Raw genomic sequence first — 17,498 nt, forward strand, 5'->3', positions numbered from 1 at the left:
CTTTCGCGGGAATGACGCCCAGGTGAAATGAGACGTCATGCGGAGAACGCCCATGAAAGACCTGAGCGACATCAAGGCGCAACAAGAAGGCCAAGGGTTCCAATTCCCCGGCGAGTTCGAGATCACCGCCATGGGCAACGCCAGCGCGGACCTGAAAGCACGCGTGCCGCAGATCCTGGAAGGCATCGGCTTGCACGTATTGCACGAGACGGTCAAGCATCGCCATTCACGTGAAGGCAATTTCCTGTCCGTCACCGTCAGCTTCCGCTGCGAAACCCGTGAGCAATACGACCTCGCCCACACCGCGCTGCGCGCCGATCCGGATATCCGCTACACGCTTTGAACCACCGGCAGCTCCCCTTTCCCATCGGGGAGAGGGGCGGGTGGAGGCACCCCTTCCGTCACTTGCAAGCCGCAGCCGCCGGCCACAGATTGGCCCCATTCCCGTGCAGGCCCCTCGATTCATGTCCCTCCCCCTGAACATCCGCCGCCTCGGCCGCCAACCCTACGCGCCGGTGTGGCAGGCGATGAGCGCCTTCACCGACAGCCGCACCGCCGATACCGTGGACGAACTCTGGGTGCTGGAGCACGACCCCGTCTTCACCCTCGGACAGGCCGGCAAGATGGAGCACGTGCTGGCGCCAGGGGAGATTCCGGTGGTGCCGGTGGATCGCGGCGGACAGGTCACCTACCACGGCCCCGGCCAAATCGTGGCCTACCCGTTGATCGACCTGCGTCGCGCCGGCGTCGGGGTGCGCGAGCTGGTATGCCGGATCGAGCAGGCCATCATCGATACCCTGGAACACTGGAATATCGAGGCTGTCCGCCGCGAGGGAGCGCCCGGCGTCTACGTGGCTGACGCCAAGGTGGCAGCGCTGGGCTTGCGCGTGCGCCGTGGTTGCAGCTTCCACGGCCTGGCTTTCAACGTAAACATGGACCTGGAACCGTTCCACCGCATTAATCCTTGCGGTTACAAGGGCCTGGCGGTCACGCAGGTGCTAGACTTGGGCGGTCCGTCGCGGCTGTCGGACGTCGAAGAGGTACTGATCGGCGAGTTTTGCCGGCAGTTCGGCTTCGAAGCTGAATCGGCCGCTCCCGTGATCCCCGAACTCCCCGCTCGCATGGCGGTCTGAGCTATTTCATGAGCGATACCAGCGCATCCTCCAGCAAGACCATTCCCATCAGCGTCATCAGCGGCGCACCTGCCGAGGGAGCACTCGTCGACAAGCAGCTCGGTAGCGACAAGATCGCCCTGAACCGCGCCGGTTTCGATACCAACGTTCCCACACTGCGCAAACCCAGCTGGATTCGCGTGCGCCTGCCGCAAGGCAACGCCGTGCAGCAGTTGAAGGCGCGCCTGCGCGAGAACGCGCTGGTCACGGTATGCGAAGAAGCCTCCTGCCCGAACATCCACGAGTGTTTCAGCAAGGGCACCGCCACCTTCATGATCCTCGGCGACGTATGCACGCGCCGCTGCTCGTTCTGCGACGTGGCGCACGGCCGCCCGGCTGCTCCCGATCCGCTGGAACCGGCACGCCTGGCCGACACCATCCGCGACATGCGCCTGAAGTACGTGGTGATCACCTCGGTGGATCGCGACGACCTGCGCGACGGCGGCGCCGAACATTTCGCCGCCTGCATCCGTGCCGTGCGGCATGCCAGCCCCAACACCCGCATCGAGATCCTCACGCCGGATTTCCGTGGCAAGGGCCGCATGGAGCGCGCGCTGGAAGTGCTGAAGGATTTCCCGCCGGACGTGTTCAACCACAACCTGGAAACCGTGCCGCACCTGTACCGCGAAGTGCGCCCGGGCGCCGACTACCAGTGGTCGCTGGACCTGCTCAAGCGCTTCAAGGCGCAGCACCCGGATGTGCCCACCAAGTCCGGCATCATGCTTGGCCTGGGCGAGACCGAAAGCCAAGTGCTCGAAACGATGCGCGATTTGCGCGCGCACGACGTCGACATGATCACCATCGGCCAGTACCTGCAGCCCACGCCGCATCATCATCCGGTGGTGCGCTACTGGACGCCGGACGAATTTGACTCGTTGCGCGTAGCCGGCGAGGCGATGGGTTTCCATCACGTCGCCTCCGGCCCGCTTGTCCGTTCTTCCTATCACGCCGACCAGCAGGCTCACGCGGCTGGCATCACCGAGCACGCTTAAGAGAACCCCATGACCTTTCGCTTTCGCCCCTTGCTCGCCCTGCTGGTCGCCTTGAGCGTCACCACCACGGCAGCCTTCGCGCAATCGGCCGCCGACATGGGTGCCAGCAAGCCGCGCAAGGTATCCACGCTGCCGCTGCAGCCAACCGCCGACGAAGCCAATGCGGCGCTGATCTCCGCGCATCTGCTCACGCGCTTCCACTACGACGCGCAGCCGCTCGACGATGCGATGTCGGAGAAGATCTACACGCGCTACTTCAAGCTGCTGGACGGCGAGAAGGTCTTCTTCACGCAGGAAGACATGGCGAAGTTCGCCAAGTACAAGGACCAGTTCGACAACGAGATCTGGAACAAGGATCTCTCGGGCCCGTTCGACATCTTCAACCAGTACATCCTGCGCGCCATCGACCGCATGAACTATGCGCGCAGCCTGTTGAAGCAGGGTTTCGACTTCAACACCAACGACACCTACGTCATCGACCGCAAGAAGGCCGACTGGCCGAAGGACAAGGCCGAGCTGGACGACCTGTGGCGCAAGCGCACCATGAACGACTGGCTGCGCCTGAAGCTGGCCGGCAAGAGCGACGAGGACATCCGCAAGACGCTCGACAAGCGCTACAGCAACTACATCGACCGCATGAAGCAGCTCGATGACCAGGACGCGCTGCAGACCTTCATGACCGCCTATGCGAACTCCACCGATCCGCATACCGACTACATGGGTCCGCGTGCCGCCGAGAACTTCGACATCTCCATGAAGCTGTCGCTGGAAGGCATCGGCGCCGTGCTGCAGCAGCGCGACGACTACACCGTGATCCGCGAACTCGTGCCCGGCGGTCCGGCGATCAAGTCCGGCAAGCTGCACGTGGGCGACTACGTGATGGGCGTGGGCCAGGGCGAAAGCGGCCCGATCCAGGACGTGGTCGGCTGGCGCATCGACGACGTGGTCAACCTGATCCGCGGCAAGAAAGACACCACTGTGCGCCTGGAAATCGTGCCCGGCGACCAGGGCACCGATGGCAAGCACGAGATGGTCACGATGGTGCGCAAGAAAGTTACCATCGAAGAACAGGCGGCCAAGAAGAAAGTCATCCAGATCACCGACAACGGCGTTACCCGCAAGATCGGCGTGATCGAGTTGCCGATGTTCTATTCCGATTTCGGCGCCCGCAGCGAAGGCGACAAGAACTTCAAGAGCGCCACCCGCGACGTCGCCAAACTGCTGGGCGAACTGAAGACCGAAGGCGTGCAGGGCGTGGTGATCGACCTGCGCAACAACGGCGGCGGTTCGCTGTACGAAGCGAACGAACTCACCGGCCTGTTCATCGACAAGGGTCCGGTGGTGCAGGTGCGCGATGCGCGCGGCCAGGTGCAAGTGCAGGGCGATGACGATCCGGGCATGGCCTGGAGCGGTCCGCTGGCGGTGCTGGTCAATCGCGGCACGGCCTCGGCCTCGGAGATTTTTTCCGCGGCGATCCAGGACTACGGCCGCGGCCTGATCATCGGCACGCAGACCTTCGGCAAGGGCACGGTGCAGACGCTGATCGACCTCAACCGCTTCGCCGCCGACACCGACAACAAGCCGGACTTCGGCGCGCTGAAAATGACCGTGCAGGAATTCTTCCGCATCAACGGCGGCTCCACCCAATTGCGTGGCGTGACGCCGGATCTGTTGTATCCGAGCAATGGCGACGACAAGGATTTCGGCGAATCGACCTACGACAATGCGCTGCCGTGGACGCAGATCGCGCCTGCCGACTACAAGCCGGTGGCTGACATGAAGGCCTACCTGCCGCAGCTCACGCAGATGCATGACGCACGCGTGGCCAAGTCGCCCGCATGGCAGCTGATGCTGGACGAACTCAACCAATACAAGAAGCTGGCCGACCGCACCTCCATCTCGTTGAACTACGACCAGCGCCAGGCCGAGCGCAAGCAACTGGATGCGATGCAGGCGGATTTCCGCGCACGCCATAAGGCGATCGACGGCAGCACTGCCGACGTGGACGTCGACGATCAGCTCGACGACGGCCTCAATCCCAGCGAGCGCAGCCTGAAGTCGGAACTGAAGCAGCAGGAAGAGGCCAAGAAGGCGCCCGACCCGCAACTGCAGGAAACCGCGCACATCCTGTTCGATGCCGTTGGCCTGATCGGTGCCAATCCGAAGCTGGCGGCCGAAGTGCTGCCGTACGGCGGCAAGCAGGGCGACGGTCCGTCGATGGCGGCCGCCAATGCTCCGGTTTCATTGCCGACGCCGATGACGGAGCCGGGCACCTCGACACCGCCGGCGGCGGCAGGTTCGAGCGGCAAGTAAGTCGCGTTTTTTGGAAACAAAAAAGCAGCGCTCCGGCGCTGCTTTTTTGTTGCTCGTCATTCCGGCGAACGCCGGAATCCAGCCTAAATACGCGTCCGAAGGACACAACACTTTTGGGGCTGAGTGCTACGCACGACGTACTTGAACTGGATTCCGGCGTTCGCCGGAATGACGGTGAGGCAACATGTGCTTCACCGCAAGATGGTGGATATCCGGCTGCTTTGGAGAGAGGATGGCTACCGCAGGCCCCTCCGCGACAAGGACCCACCGCCATGAACCTGCTCTCCAACCTCGCCCTCGCCGGCGGCCTTGCCTGGGCCAGCGGCATCCGTCTCTATGCCACGCTATTCATCGCCGGCCTGCTGGGGCGCCTGGGCTACGTCACCTTGCCATCGGGTCTGGAAGTGCTCAGCCACAACTGGGTACTGATCACCGCCGGCGTGTTGATGACGGGCGAATTCCTGGCCGACAAAATCCCCGTGTTCGACAGCGTGTGGGATTCCATCCAGACCTTCATCCGCATTCCGGTCGGCACCTTGCTCGCGTGGGGCGTGTTCAAGCATGCGGGCGCGGATGAGCAGATTGCAGCGGCCTTGCTTGGCGGTGCCGTCGTCACCGGCACGCATCTGGCCAAATCGGGAACACGCGCGCTGATCAACACGTCGCCCGAGCCTTTCAGCAATTGGGGCGCAAGTGCGACGGAAGATATTTCGCTGCTGGGGATTCTCTATCTCGCGTGGCAACACCCGCTGGTATTGCTGATCTTGCTGGCGCTGTTCATTGCGTTGATCTGCTGGCTGCTGCCGAAGATCGTGCGCGGGCTGCGTGCGATGTCGGCGCAATGGCGGAAATTTGCAGGCGGTCCCAGTTCCGCGTGATCTGCTCCCTCCCCTGTCAGGCAGGGGAGGGAGACGTGCGGCAAGCTAGCCGGTCTTCGCTTTGCCCTGCGCCTTCTGCATCTTCTGCCACTGCTGATACTCCGTCACATGCGGCAACTCCCGCAGCAGTTTGGAGTGCGGATCGATGACCACCAGCGCATCCGCCGGCACGTCCAGCGAACCTTCGCCATGCGTCATCGGCAGCGTATGCACCGTTCCATCCACCTGCACTTCCACCGGCATCGGGAACGGCAAGTCATGCGGCGCGCGCCAACGCAGGGTCAGCGTATTGCCGACGCGCTGCTCGTCCAGGGCCGGCAGCTTCGCCTGGTACAGATACACGTTGAAGAACCAGCTCAAATCACGTCCGCTCACCTGGTTGACGATGCGGATGAAATCCTGCGAGCTCGCGTAGTGCGGCGCGAAATTGCCAGGCTTGGGATCCGGCCGGCCGTACACCAGCATGCGCAGGCTCTCGAAGAAATCGCGATCACCGATCAAGCCGCGCAAGGAATGCAGCGTCAGTGCGCCCTTGTCGTAGATGTCCAGTCCCGGGCCATGATCATCGTCATAGACCTGCGCTTCGGTCTGGCTTTTGCCTGAAACAATCGGGAAGCGATCGTGCAAGGCCAGGCGCATCTTCTGCATCCACGCGTAATAACCCATGTCGCCGTTGATCGACCAGCTATACAGCGGCTGCATGTAGGTCGCAAACGCCTCGTGCAGCCACATGTCGTCCCAGTTGGCATTGGTCATCTGATTGCCGAACCACTCGTGCGCAAACTCGTGCTGCAACAGCCAATCGAAGCCGCTGCCGTCTTTCTTGTAGTCATTGCCGTAGGCGTTGATGGTCTGGTGTTCCATGCCCAGATAAGGCGTTTCCACCACGCCCATCTTCTCGTCGCCGAACGGGTAAGGGCCGATCATCGCTTCGTTGAACGCCAACATGCGCGGGAATTCGGCAAACAGTTTGCGCGCCTGTTCGTCTTCGCCCGGCAGATACCAGTACTGCAGCGGAATCACGTTGCCATAGCGGCTGTGGTATTCACCGGTGAGTTCCTTGTACGGGCCAACGTTGATGGAAATGGCATACGTGGTTGGATGCTTGGCGCGCCAGTGATAGGTGCGTTTGTCGCCTTCGTCGCTGATGCCGACCAAGACGCCGTTGCCCGGCGCCACCAGCGGTTTGGGTACGGTCACGTACAGATCAACCAGGTCCGGCTTGCCTTCCGGCTGGTCGATGCAAGGCCAGAACAGATCGCAGCCTTCGCCTTCCACCGCGCTGCCGACCCACGGTTGGCCGTCTTTGGTGTGGCTCCATACGAAACCGCCATCCCATGGCGCCTTCTTCGCCACGTGCGGCTGGCCGCCGTAATGCACGGTGGTGGCGACATGCTCGCCGGCACGCAATGCATTTGGCAGCTGGATGCGCAGGCGTCCTTCCGGGTTGCTCCAGGCGCTCGGCGCCAACGGCTTGCCTTCCACGTCGATCGCGCTGATCGGCAAATTGCGGTCCAAGTCCAGCACCAGCACGTCGGTGGGCTCGCGCGCGGTAAAGCTCAACGTCGCCGTGGCATCGATACGTTGCTGCGCGGGATCGACCGCGATGTGCAACTCGGCGTGATCGAAGTGCACGCGCTTTTGTTCGGCCGGCATGGCGCCGCCGGAGTTTTCGGTCAGCGTGGTGAGCGGCGGCTGGTGCTGCTGGACATGGGCGCAGCCGCTGACGGCGAGAGCAAGGCTGAAGGCGAGCAAGGCGGGACGCAATGGGCGCATGGGTCATGAGGGCCGGGTGGAGACTCCGGCATCATGCGGCGTTGTGCGGCTGGGCGACTAAGCCAGAAGTCATGCATGCCACGCAGGCGGGTCGTACCCTCACCCCAACCCCTGTCCCAAGGGGAGAGGGGCTAAGTGCCTAGCCGTAGCGCTTGCCCAGCAACGCAAACATCGCCCGCAAGCCCATCGCCTCGCCGCCGCGCGGCCGGCCGGGGCGATCGCCGTCGTTCCACGCATACGTATCCAGATGCAACCAGGGCATGCCTTCCGGGATAAAGCGCTCCATGAACAGCGCCGCGGTAATCGCGCCGGCATGGCGCGACGGCCCCGCATTGGCAAAGTCGGCGAGATACGACTCCAACAACTTGCGATACGGCCGCCACAGCGGCAACCGCCACAGCGGATCGGCAACGGCGTTGCCGCAGGCAAGTGCCGCGTCGGCAAGCTGATCGTCATTGGCGAACAGCGCCGGCAGATCCGGGCCGAGCGCGACGCGCGCCGCGCCGGTGAGCGTGGCGAAGTCGATGATCAGTTCCGGCTTCTGCTCCGCTGCGTACGCCAGTGCGTCGCACAGGATCAACCGGCCTTCGGCATCCGTGTTGTCCACTTCCACGCTATGGCCACCGCGTGTGGTGATCACTTCACCCGGACGCATCGCATTGCCGGCGACGGCGTTCTCCACCGCCGGCACCAGCAGCGTCAGCCGCACCGGCAGCTTCGCTTCCATCACCAGGCCGGCCAGCGCTATCGCATGTGCCGCGCCGCCCATGTCCTTTTTCATCCAGCGCATGCCGTCCGAGGATTTCAGATCCAGCCCGCCGGTGTCGAAACACACGCCTTTGCCGACCACCACCACTTTCGGATCACTGGTTTTGCCCCACGACAATTCGATCAGTCGCGGCGGACGATGGCTGGCACGGCCGACGGCATGGATGGTGGGGAAGTTGTCTTCCAGCAGTTCCTCGCCCACCCACTCGCGCACCTTGGCCTTATATGTCTTGCCCAATTGCTTTACCTGATCGGCAAGCTGCTTGGGGCCCATGTCCTCGGTCGGCGTATTGACCAGGTCGCGCACGAAATAGGTGGCTTCGATCAGCGGCGTCAGCGCGGCCAGGGTGGCAGCATCTACCACCAGCGGCGAGCCCGGGCGCTTGGCATTGCGATAGCGGGTGAATTGATAGCAGCCCAGCGCCCAGCCGAGGGCGGACAGTTGCGGATCCAGCGGCACGCTTTCCGAAGCCAGCGTGTATTCGGCAGTCGGCAGCATCAGCGGCAATGCTGCCAACGCGCTCAGCGATTCCTGCCGATCCACGCCGACCACCACGCGCGCCAGCTTGCCGTTCGCGTCCGGCACCAGGCATACGCTGCCGGGTTTTCCATCGAAGCCGCTTTCGTCCAGCCAATTGCGTTGCGCGGCAGTCAAGCGCTTGCGCAAGCTGGACAGGTGCGTCGCGTCAGTGGCTTCGATCGGCGTGGCAGTACGGCGGCCGGAGGCTTGGGCAATCAGGGCGGACATGCAATTCCTTGCGCGCGTCGGGTGTGCGCGGGTCGTGGAGTTGGCCGCAGATGATGCGCGCTTTTGCGCGGGGTTCAAAGCGCTTGCGTGTTCGCCGGGTGGAGGTGAGGCAACGCCGAAGCCCAACGATGGCGCGCCCCCGCCTACGGGTTGTGCGCCGCTTCCAGCCACGCCACCAGCGCCGCCAGATCGCGCACATCCAAATCCGGTGCGATACCCAACGTCCCCGGCCACGGATGCCCCGCGCGATTGATCCATGCCGTGCGCATGCCGGCATCGCGCGCGCCCGCCACGTCCAGCTCCGGATCGTCTCCCACGTGCAGGATGTTCTCCGGCGCGATGCCCAGCTTCTCGGCGGCGGCAAGAAAGATGCGCGCATCAGGCTTCGCCACGCCCACGTCACGCGCGCAAATGCGATGCGCAAAATGCAGATGCAGGCCGATGCGTTCCAGGTCGGCGTTGCCGTTGGTCAGGCTCGCCACGGGCAGCGCGGCGCGCAGGCGTTCCAGCGCGGGCAGGGCGTCGGGATAGAGCTCCACCGCGTTGCGTGCCGCGGCAAAAACTTCGAACAGCGCATCCAGCGGCGCGTCGCTGATGCCGCACGCATCGAACGCGCGCTGCAGGGTGATGTAGCGCTGTGCGGTGAAGTCATGCGCCAGGTCGAGGCGTTCGGCGGCTACCAGCGCGCGCAGTTCGCGCAGTGCGGGAATGGGCCAGGTTTGGGCTACCTGCGGATAATGCAATCGCAGGTAGTCATCCAGATCGCGATCCGCCCGCTGCAGGGCCGGCATGACCGGCCACAGGGTGTCGTCCAGATCGATCGTGATGGCAAGTATTTGCAAGCGAAGCAATGATCAGCGCGATTCGATGCGCAGCATCTGCCCGGTGCGCACCGTATTGTCCTTCAAGTGGTTCCAGCTGCGGATCTGCGCCACGTCCACGCCATGCTTGCGGGCGATGGAGTACAGCGTTTCGCCGGCGGCGACGCGATAGCTGCGCGCCGGCTTGCTGTCGACGCTGGCGACGCGCTTCTTGCCCTCGGCCTTGCTCGCGGCGTTGGATGTCTTGCCGGCACTTTTCGTGCTGGCCTTGGCCATGACGATCTTGCCATGGCTCACGTAGGCATCGCTGGTGACCTTGGCGAAGCTGCCGCGATCGGGAGCGGTCATTTGCGTGAACGCCTCGCCGCGCACGCCCTTCAGGCTGCTCGGTGGCGGCGTCAGCACGCTGCCGCTGACCTTGGCCAGCGTCGGCGTGGCGGGCGTTGCCGGGCGTGCCGCGGCAATGGACGGTGCCGCGGCGGGGCGGGACGGCGCCGAGGCAATCTGCGTGGGTTCGGCGCTGGCATGCGCGCCGACTTCGGCCAGGATGCGGCTGCGGCGCGATGCATCCATCGCGATCAGCGTGGTGCCGGCGTCATAGGGCACCAGCGAGTGCGAGCGCAGTGTCGCGGCACCCTTGTCGCTCAGCGCGAAATCCACGAACGCCTTGGCTTGCGCAGCATTCGGGCTCGATGGATTGGTCACCAGGTACAGCGGCGCAAACAATGGATACGCGCCGCTGGCGACGGAGGAAACGCTCGGCGCCGTGCCATCGATGCGCAGCATCTTGATCTTCGGGTTGCCGGCGACGCTCGACAGGGTGGTCACGCCAAAGCCGCGCGGATCCAACGCCACCGACTGCTCCAGCTGCGTGGTGTTGACGTACAGGCGTGGCGCCGCCACCGGCTGGCTGCCACGGCCGAACAGCAGCTTGCGCAGGCTGAATTCCACGCCATCGCCGGGGCTGGCCACGGCGAACACGTCGATCGGCGCATCGTTGCCGCCGACGGCCTTCCAATTGGTGATCCTGCCGTAATAGATGTCGTGCACCTGCTGCAGCGTGAGGTTGCTGACCGGGTTGCCCGAGCCCGTAATCAACACCAGGCCATCCCATGCCACCGGCGTAAAGGTGAGTCCGCTGTCTTCGGCGCTGCCCGAACTGGGGCGGGCGCTGCCGGCGATGTCGGCGGAGCCGCCGGCGACCGCATCCAGGCCGGAGGCGGTATTGAACGGTTGAATCTGCACCGAGCCATGGCCGGACGATTGCCAGGCCTTTGCAACGCCCTTGACCACGCCATTGGCGGTGACCACATCGCCGCGCCATGTGAGCGATTGCGTGGCCGCAGCGAGGACAGCAGTGGAAAGACCGGCGCCGATCAGGGCGGCGGTGAGCAGACGGGTGATGCGTACGGGCATAGAAGGGCGCGACCTGCAAAGGGAGGAATAAACGGAGCGAGTGTGCCCCCCACAGCGCCTGCACGCAGTGACGGGTTGCGGTATTTCAGCGGCCCGGAGCCAAAACATCAAGCAACCGCACGCATGAACCGCAAGTGCGTTCATACAGTTGCGTGGAAAACATCATGGAAATGAAAGCTGCGCGGCGCGATTTCCGTTTCGCTTCTGGTCAGCATTGAGGCTGCGAAAGCCATGCGGCGTCGACGCAGACGGCAAATAAAGCTCGCCAGAAGATCGTCATTCCCGCGCAAGCGGGAATCCATGCTCGTTCTGGCCTAGGAGCAAAATGGATTCCCGCTTGCACGGGAATGACGGCCATTTTAAGGCGTAGGCTGAGATGAAATCCCAGCCTACGCGCTGCGTTTACTGCACCACCACGTAGTTCAACCCTTCATCCGTCGCCACCAGCAGCACCAGCTGGCGCGGGCGCGCTGCCGCCAGCCCCTGCAAATCCCGCAGGCTGGTAATACGCCGATTGCCAACACCAACGATCACGTCACCCGACGAAAGCCCCGCCTGCGCCGCGCGGCTGTTTGGATTCACCGTCGACGCCACCACGCCGCTCATGCCCTGGCTGGCCTGCTCGTCGCTGAGATCGCTGAAGGTCACGCCGGCAAGCCGCGGATCGAGCTTGGCGCCATCCACCGTGGCGTTTTTCTGCGGCGTAAGCTGCGCCGTCACCTTGCGCGCCGCGCCATTGCGCAGCGTCATCAGCGTGACCGTGCTGTTGGGTGGCAGCAAGCCGATTGCATTGGTGAGCTCACCCGAGTCATGCAGGCCCTTGCCATTCACCGAAGTGATCACATCGCCCTCCTGCAGGCCGGCGCGCTCGGCCGCCGAACCTGGCAGCACGCGCGTCACCACCGCACCCTCGCTGCTCTTCAAGTTAAGCACGCGCGCAATATTCGGCGTGATGTCCTGCGTCTGCGCGCCGAGACTGCCACGGCTCACCTTGCCGTGCGCGATCAGCTGCTGCATCACTTCGGTGGCGACGTCGCTGGGAATGGCAAAGCCGATCCCGACGTTGCCGCCCGACGGCGACAGAATCATCGTGTTGATACCGACCAGCTCGCCACGCAGGTTCACCAGCGGACCACCGGAATTGCCGGGGTTGATCGACGCATCGGTCTGGATGAAATTCTGGAAGCTCGAACCGCCCAGGCCCGAGCGACCCAGCGCGGACACGATGCCCGACGTTACCGTCTGGCCCAGGCCGAACGGCTCGCCCACCGCCACCACGAAGTCACCCACGCGCAGCGTCGAAGAATCGGAGATCGGCAGCGCCTGCAACTTGTCGGCGTTGATCTTGACCACGGCCACGTCGGTCGCCGGATCGGTACCCACCAGCGTGCCCTTGAAGTTGCGGCCATCCTGCAGCGTCACCGTGATGTCGTCGGCGCCGCCCACCACATGATTGTTGGTGAGGATGTAACCCTTCGCCGCATCCACGATCACCCCCGAACCCAGGCTTTGCTCCACCTGTTCGCGCGGCGTGCCTTGCAGGCCGAAGAACTGCCGGAACACCGGATCGTCGAAGAACGGGTTGCGCACCCGCACCCGCGTCTTGCTGGAAATGTTCACCACCGCCGGCGTCACCTTTTCCAACATGGGCGCGAGCGAAGGCAGCGGCTGGCCGTCGACGGCCGAGGGCAACACCGCGTGCGCGTGCAACGGAAGCGCGGCGAGTGATGCGGCGACAAACAGGGCAGTAAAACTGCGGAGAAAACGCGGGCGCATGAAGTCTCCTTGAGCGAATGAAAACTGCTGCTTCGACTCGCCGTTGGGCGGACGGTTCCCAAGCATGCAACGTGCCGCAAGCGCGGGTGCAACGGCCCGATTCGCGGCGAGGCATTTTAAATCGCACGTGTCAGGCGGTTGCGCTAGCGCGACGCGGCATGGGAACGAAACAACTTCAGCTTAAATCCCGTGACAGTGCAGTCAGCCCTTTACATCCTGCGATGGCAGGGGTAACGTTCGCCCAGTCGCAACCACAACATCTTGTGTACAGATATCCTTCTGTCACCCAAGTAGTGGGGCGGCGAACAACGTCAGTGGGGGCTGTCGCCGATCGCGAAAACCCACGCCCGACCCTCATGTGCGGGGCATGAATCGGGACGCCAAGTCGTTTTCCGGCCACTGATGTCCTTACACCCATAAGACAAGAAACCAACGGGGCCGTGAGGCCATGCAGGAGGTCAGGAAGCCGATGAGCACACTGCGTGCAACAAACACGGGCCGCGATGGCGCCGCCATTCCGCTGCAGCCCGCATCGCAAGACATCTGGGACAAGAAGTACCGCCTGCGCAGCAAGAACGGCGACCCGGTCGACGCCACCATCGACGACAGCTGGCAGCGCGTCGCGCGCGCACTCTCCGACGTGGAAGCCACGCCCGAACTGCGCGAACACTGGTACGAGCGTTTCCTGTGGGCGCTGCGCCGCGGCGCCATTCCCGCCGGCCGCATCACCTCCAACGCCGGCGCGCTGGAACACAAGCCCGCCACCTCCACCATCAACTGCACCGTGTCCGGCACCATCCGCGATTCGATGGACGACATTCTGCAGAAGGTGCACGAGGCGGGGCTTACGCTGAAAGCGGGTTGCGGCATCGGTTATGAATTTTCCACGCTGCGTCCGCGTGGCGCGTACGTGTCGGGCGCCGGCGCTTACACCAGCGGCCCGCTGTCCTTCATGGATATCTACGACAAGATGTGCTTCACCGTGTCCTCCGCCGGCGGCCGCCGCGGTGCACAGATGGGCACGTTCGACGTCAGCCATCCCGACGTCAAGGAATTCATCCGCGCCAAGCGCGAGAACGGCCGCCTGCGCCAGTTCAATCTGTCGCTGCTGATCACCGACGGCTTCATGCAAGCCGTCGAGCACGACCAGGATTGGCCGATGGTCTTCCCCGTGCATGTCAAGGAACAGGGCGACATCGATCTCAACGACGCCAGCCACGTCGTGTGGCGCGAATGGCCCACGCACGAAAACTACGTCGTGCGTGAAGACGGCCTGGTCGCCTGCAAGATCTACGGGCACATCCGTGCGCGTCATCTGTGGGACATGATCATGGTCTCCACATACGATTTCGCCGAGCCCGGGTTCATCCTCATCGACAAGGTGAACGAGATGAACAACAACTGGTGGTGCGAGCATATTCGCGCTACCAACCCGTGCGTGACGGGTGACACCTGGGTGCAGACGGGCGAAGGCCCGCGCCAGGTGCGCGACCTGCTAGGCAGCGGCTTCTATGCTCGCGTAGACGGCAAAGACCACGCGACAGGAACCGAAGGTTTTTTCCGCACCGCCACCAAGCCCGTGTTCGCGCTGCAGACCGAAGAAGGTCACCGGCTGCGTCTTACGGGAGATCACCGAGTGCGTCGCGTTTCCCGCCTTACCCGTTGGAACATCGAAACCGAGTGGTGCGAGGCTGGAAAGCTGCGTGCGGGTGACCGCGTATTGCTGAACGACCACCGCGCCAACGCAAGCTGGGCTGGTGACCTCACTGAAGAACAGGGTTATCTGCTCGGCCTGCTGGTGGGCGATGGCACGCTCAAGCAGGAAGCAGCCGTTCTTTCCGTGTGGAAGCAGGCCGCTGTGGTCAACGCCGTTGCCAGCGGTGGTGCGCAAGCCGTCATGCAAGAAGCACTGCGTTGCGCGCAGACCTTGCCGCATCGCGCCGATTTCAACGGCTGGTCCGAAGTGCAAGGCCGGGGCGAATGGCGCATGAAGTCCGCCGCCCTGCGCGATCTTGCCTTTGAGCTGGGCATGACGGTTGGCGACAAGGCCATCACGCCTGCTTTTGAGAAGGCTTCCAGTGACGCCTACCGTGGCTTCCTGCGTGGCTTCTTCGACGCTGACGGTTCCGTGCAGGGCAACCAGGCGAAGGGCGTATCCGTGCGCCTTGCGCAGTCGGATATCGCGCGTCTGGAGGCGGTGCAGCGCATGCTGCTGCGTCTGGGCATCGCTTCCCGTATCTATCGCGACCGTCGCCTGGCTGGTAGCAGCATGCTGCCGGATGGCAAGGGCGGCACGCGTGAGTACGCCACGCAGGCACAGCATGAATTGGTGATTGCCGGCGAGTCGCTTGCGCGCTTCAACGAGCTGGTCGGCTTCGCCGATAACGACAAGGCTGCACGCCTGAAAGCGCTGCTTGGTGGCTACCGCCGCACGCTGAACCGCGAGCGTTTTGTTGCCACGGTAACCACCGTGGAGGCCGACGGTACCGAGGATGTCTATGACGTACAGGTGCCTGGGATCAATACCTTCGATGGCAATGGCCTGCACGCCCACAATTGTGGCGAACAGCCTCTCCCGCCCTACGGCTCCTGCCTCCTCGGCTCCATCAACCTCACCACCTTCGTGCGCGACCCCTTCGGCCCCAAGGCCCGCTTCGACTGGGACGAATATCGCGAAGTCGTGAAGATCTTCACCCGCATGCTCGACAACGTGGTGGAGATCAATGGCCTGCCGCTGGAGCAGCAGCGCAACGAGATCCTTTCCAAGCGCCGCCACGGCATGGGCTTCCTGGGCCTCGGCAGCACGCTCACCATGCTCAAGCTGCGCTACGGCAGCGCCGATGCGGTGTCCTTCACCGAAGACGTGTCGCGCGAAATGGCCGTGGCCGGTTGGGAAGTCGCGCTGGAGCTGGCCAAGGAAAAAGGCCCGGCGCCCGTGCTCAGCAAAAACTACACCGTCACCGGCGACATGCTGCGCAAGCGCCCGGAGATGGTCGAGGACGGCTACAAGGCGGGCGACCTGATTCCCGGCCGCGTGCTGCACGCCAAATACAGCCGCTACATGCAGCGCGTCGCCAGCGTGGCGCCCAACCTCGTTCAGGAGCTGGCCGAAACGGGCGCGCGCTTCACGCATCACAGCTCCATCGCGCCCACCGGCACCATCTCCCTGTCGCTGGCCAACAACGCCAGCAACGGCATCGAACCCAGCTTCGCCCACCACTACTCGCGCAACGTCATCCGCGAAGGCCGCAAGACCAAAGAGAAAGTCGAGGTGTACAGCTACGAGCTGCTCGCCTATCGCGCGCTCATCAATGCGGACGCCATGCCGTTCAGCGACGACCCCAAGGCCAAGCTGCCCGACTACTTCGTGGCCGCCGACGACATCAGCCCGACGGAGCACGTGGACATCCAGGCCGCCGCGCAGCTTTGGGTGGATTCCTCCATCTCCAAGACCGCCAACGTTCCCACCGATTACCCCTACGAAGACTTCAAGGACATTTACTTCTACGCCTATAAACAGGGCCTCAAGGGATGCACCACGTTCCGCTTCAACCCCGCTGCATTCCAGGGCGTGCTGGTGAAGGAAGCCGACCTGGAAAACACCCTCTACCGCTTCGAATTGGAGGACGGTAGTGTTGTGGAACTGAAAGGCAACGAAGAAGTGGAGTACGACGGAGAGACACACACCGCCGCCAATTTGTTCGATGCTTTGAAGGAAGGCTATTACGGAAAGTTTTAGTAGTGGCACGCAACGCGAAATCGCGCTACGTTTCCGCACACCGTGATCAAGCCTCAAGCCTGATGAAGGTTCCATAACAACGACCGGAGGGGAATACCCGCATGTCAATCGATACCGAGTTCGAAGTACACAATGACGATCTGCTCACGCCGGCCGCTCCCGTAGCCGAAGAAGAGTCCGCTCCGGCGGCAGCGCCGAAGAAGGCTCGTCGCAAAGCAGCCAAGAAAGCCACTGCCAAGAAAGCCGCTCCTGCCAAGAAGGCAGCGAAGAAGGCAACCAAGAAAGCCGCCAAGAAGGGCGCAGCGAAGAAGGCCGCCAAGAAAGGCGCCGCGAAAAAGGCAGCCCGGAAAGGCGCAGCCAAGAAAGCTGTAAAGAAAGCCAGCAAGAAGGCCGCCAAGAAAGGCGCGGCCCGCAAAGCTGCAAAGAAGGTCAGCAGCAAAAAGACGGCCCGCAAGGCCGCAGGTAAGAAGACGGCCAAAAAGGCCGCAAGCAAGAAAACCGCCAGAAAGGCGGTAAAGAGGTCCACTGCCAGCAAGAAGGCCGGTCGTAAGGCGACCAAGAAAACCGCCAAGAAGGCCGCCCGCAAGAAGTAAGTACTGAGCAATCCGGCCCGACGCGAGTCGGGCCGGATTTCTTTTTTGCACCCAGTAACACCCGAATTCTTTTCTCCCTCTCCCCTCCGGGGAGAGGGTCGGGGTGAGGGGCGAATCTAGCCACAGCGCTTGAAAGAGCCGCTAACGAATCCAACCCACCTCATAAGCGCCACACACAACAACAGGAAGCCCGCATATGACGATCAAGATCGAAAAGAAGATCAAAGGCTACGAGGTCGTCAAGCCCGAAGACAAAGCCGCCGCCGTCGCCCAGCCCGCCCCCGAGCAGCCCAAAGAGGCGCCCATGGCGGAAGTCATCCAGATGCACGAAAGCCTGGAGCGCCCCGAGGCCCTGATCGGCTCCACCTTCAAGATCAAGTCGCCGCTGTTCGAGCACGCCCTCTACGTCACCATCAACGACATCGTGCTCAACGCCGGCACCCAGTACGAACAGCGCCGCCCCTTCGAGATCTTCATCAACTCGAAGAACATGGACCACTTCCAGT

12 protein-coding genes and 1 pseudogene are annotated in these 17,498 nt (G+C 63.3%); 8 read left to right on the forward strand and 5 right to left on the reverse strand.

Features of this window, described 5'->3' with window-relative positions; translation table 11 throughout:
- Positions 1-52 precede the first annotated feature (52 nt).
- From V7M64_RS18125 to V7M64_RS18145, 5 genes are all read left to right on the forward strand, one after another.
- Entirely contained in the window at positions 53-343 is a 291-nt protein-coding gene (locus V7M64_RS18125) for a DUF493 family protein (protein WP_324146059.1), read from the forward strand.
- Positions 344-464: 121 nt separating this feature from the next.
- Positions 465-1,133, forward strand: coding sequence for a lipoyl(octanoyl) transferase LipB (gene lipB / locus V7M64_RS18130; RefSeq protein ID WP_333681076.1), 669 nt, complete (start codon positions 465-467; stop codon positions 1,131-1,133).
- A gap of 8 nt (positions 1,134-1,141) precedes the next feature.
- Entirely contained in the window at positions 1,142-2,164 is a 1,023-nt protein-coding gene (gene lipA, locus V7M64_RS18135; RefSeq protein WP_333681078.1) for a lipoyl synthase, read from the forward strand.
- 9 nt (positions 2,165-2,173) lie between these two features.
- A complete protein-coding gene (locus tag V7M64_RS18140; RefSeq protein ID WP_333681079.1) occupies positions 2,174-4,477 on the forward strand; it encodes a carboxy terminal-processing peptidase in 2,304 nt (767 codons plus the stop codon).
- 272 nt (positions 4,478-4,749) lie between these two features.
- Positions 4,750-5,355, forward strand: a complete 606-nt coding sequence (locus tag V7M64_RS18145; protein ID WP_333681080.1) for a DUF4126 domain-containing protein — start codon at positions 4,750-4,752, stop codon at positions 5,353-5,355.
- A 45-nt stretch (positions 5,356-5,400) separates the two neighbouring features.
- Here the strand turns inward: V7M64_RS18145 and V7M64_RS18150 are convergent, their stop codons facing one another.
- The 5 genes from V7M64_RS18150 to V7M64_RS18170 form a co-directional block, all read right to left on the reverse strand.
- A complete protein-coding gene (locus tag V7M64_RS18150; RefSeq protein WP_333681081.1) occupies positions 5,401-7,131 on the reverse strand; it encodes a M1 family metallopeptidase in 1,731 nt (576 codons plus the stop codon).
- Positions 7,132-7,270: 139 nt separating this feature from the next.
- Positions 7,271-8,647 (reverse strand): leucyl aminopeptidase family protein, encoded by a 1,377-nt coding sequence (locus V7M64_RS18155; protein ID WP_333681082.1) that lies wholly within the window; start codon positions 8,645-8,647, stop codon positions 7,271-7,273.
- A gap of 143 nt (positions 8,648-8,790) precedes the next feature.
- Complete coding sequence (locus tag V7M64_RS18160) at positions 8,791-9,489, reverse strand: HAD family hydrolase (protein ID WP_333681083.1); 699 nt, start codon at positions 9,487-9,489, stop codon at positions 8,791-8,793.
- Between the two features lie 12 nt (positions 9,490-9,501).
- Complete coding sequence (locus V7M64_RS18165; protein WP_333681084.1) at positions 9,502-10,884, reverse strand: substrate-binding domain-containing protein; 1,383 nt, start codon at positions 10,882-10,884, stop codon at positions 9,502-9,504.
- A 402-nt stretch (positions 10,885-11,286) separates the two neighbouring features.
- On the reverse strand, positions 11,287-12,660 hold the full coding sequence (locus tag V7M64_RS18170; protein ID WP_333681086.1) for a DegQ family serine endoprotease: 1,374 nt from the start codon (positions 12,658-12,660) through the stop codon (positions 11,287-11,289).
- Positions 12,661-13,129: 469 nt separating this feature from the next.
- Here V7M64_RS18170 and V7M64_RS18175 point away from each other — a divergent pair, with 469 nt between their 5' ends.
- The 3 genes and pseudogenes from V7M64_RS18175 to V7M64_RS18185 all read left to right on the forward strand — a co-directional run.
- On the forward strand, positions 13,130-16,399 hold the full coding sequence (locus V7M64_RS18175; RefSeq protein ID WP_333681087.1) for an LAGLIDADG family homing endonuclease: 3,270 nt from the start codon (positions 13,130-13,132) through the stop codon (positions 16,397-16,399).
- A 101-nt stretch (positions 16,400-16,500) separates the two neighbouring features.
- On the forward strand, positions 16,501-16,992 hold the full coding sequence (locus V7M64_RS18180; protein ID WP_333681089.1) for a hypothetical protein: 492 nt from the start codon (positions 16,501-16,503) through the stop codon (positions 16,990-16,992).
- A gap of 196 nt (positions 16,993-17,188) precedes the next feature.
- Positions 17,189-17,498, forward strand: a pseudogene (locus V7M64_RS18185) (NrdJb); the annotation flags it as partial.

It is taken from the genome of Dyella sp., from assembly GCF_036746095.1.
Taxonomy (GTDB): domain Bacteria; phylum Pseudomonadota; class Gammaproteobacteria; order Xanthomonadales; family Rhodanobacteraceae; genus Dyella_B.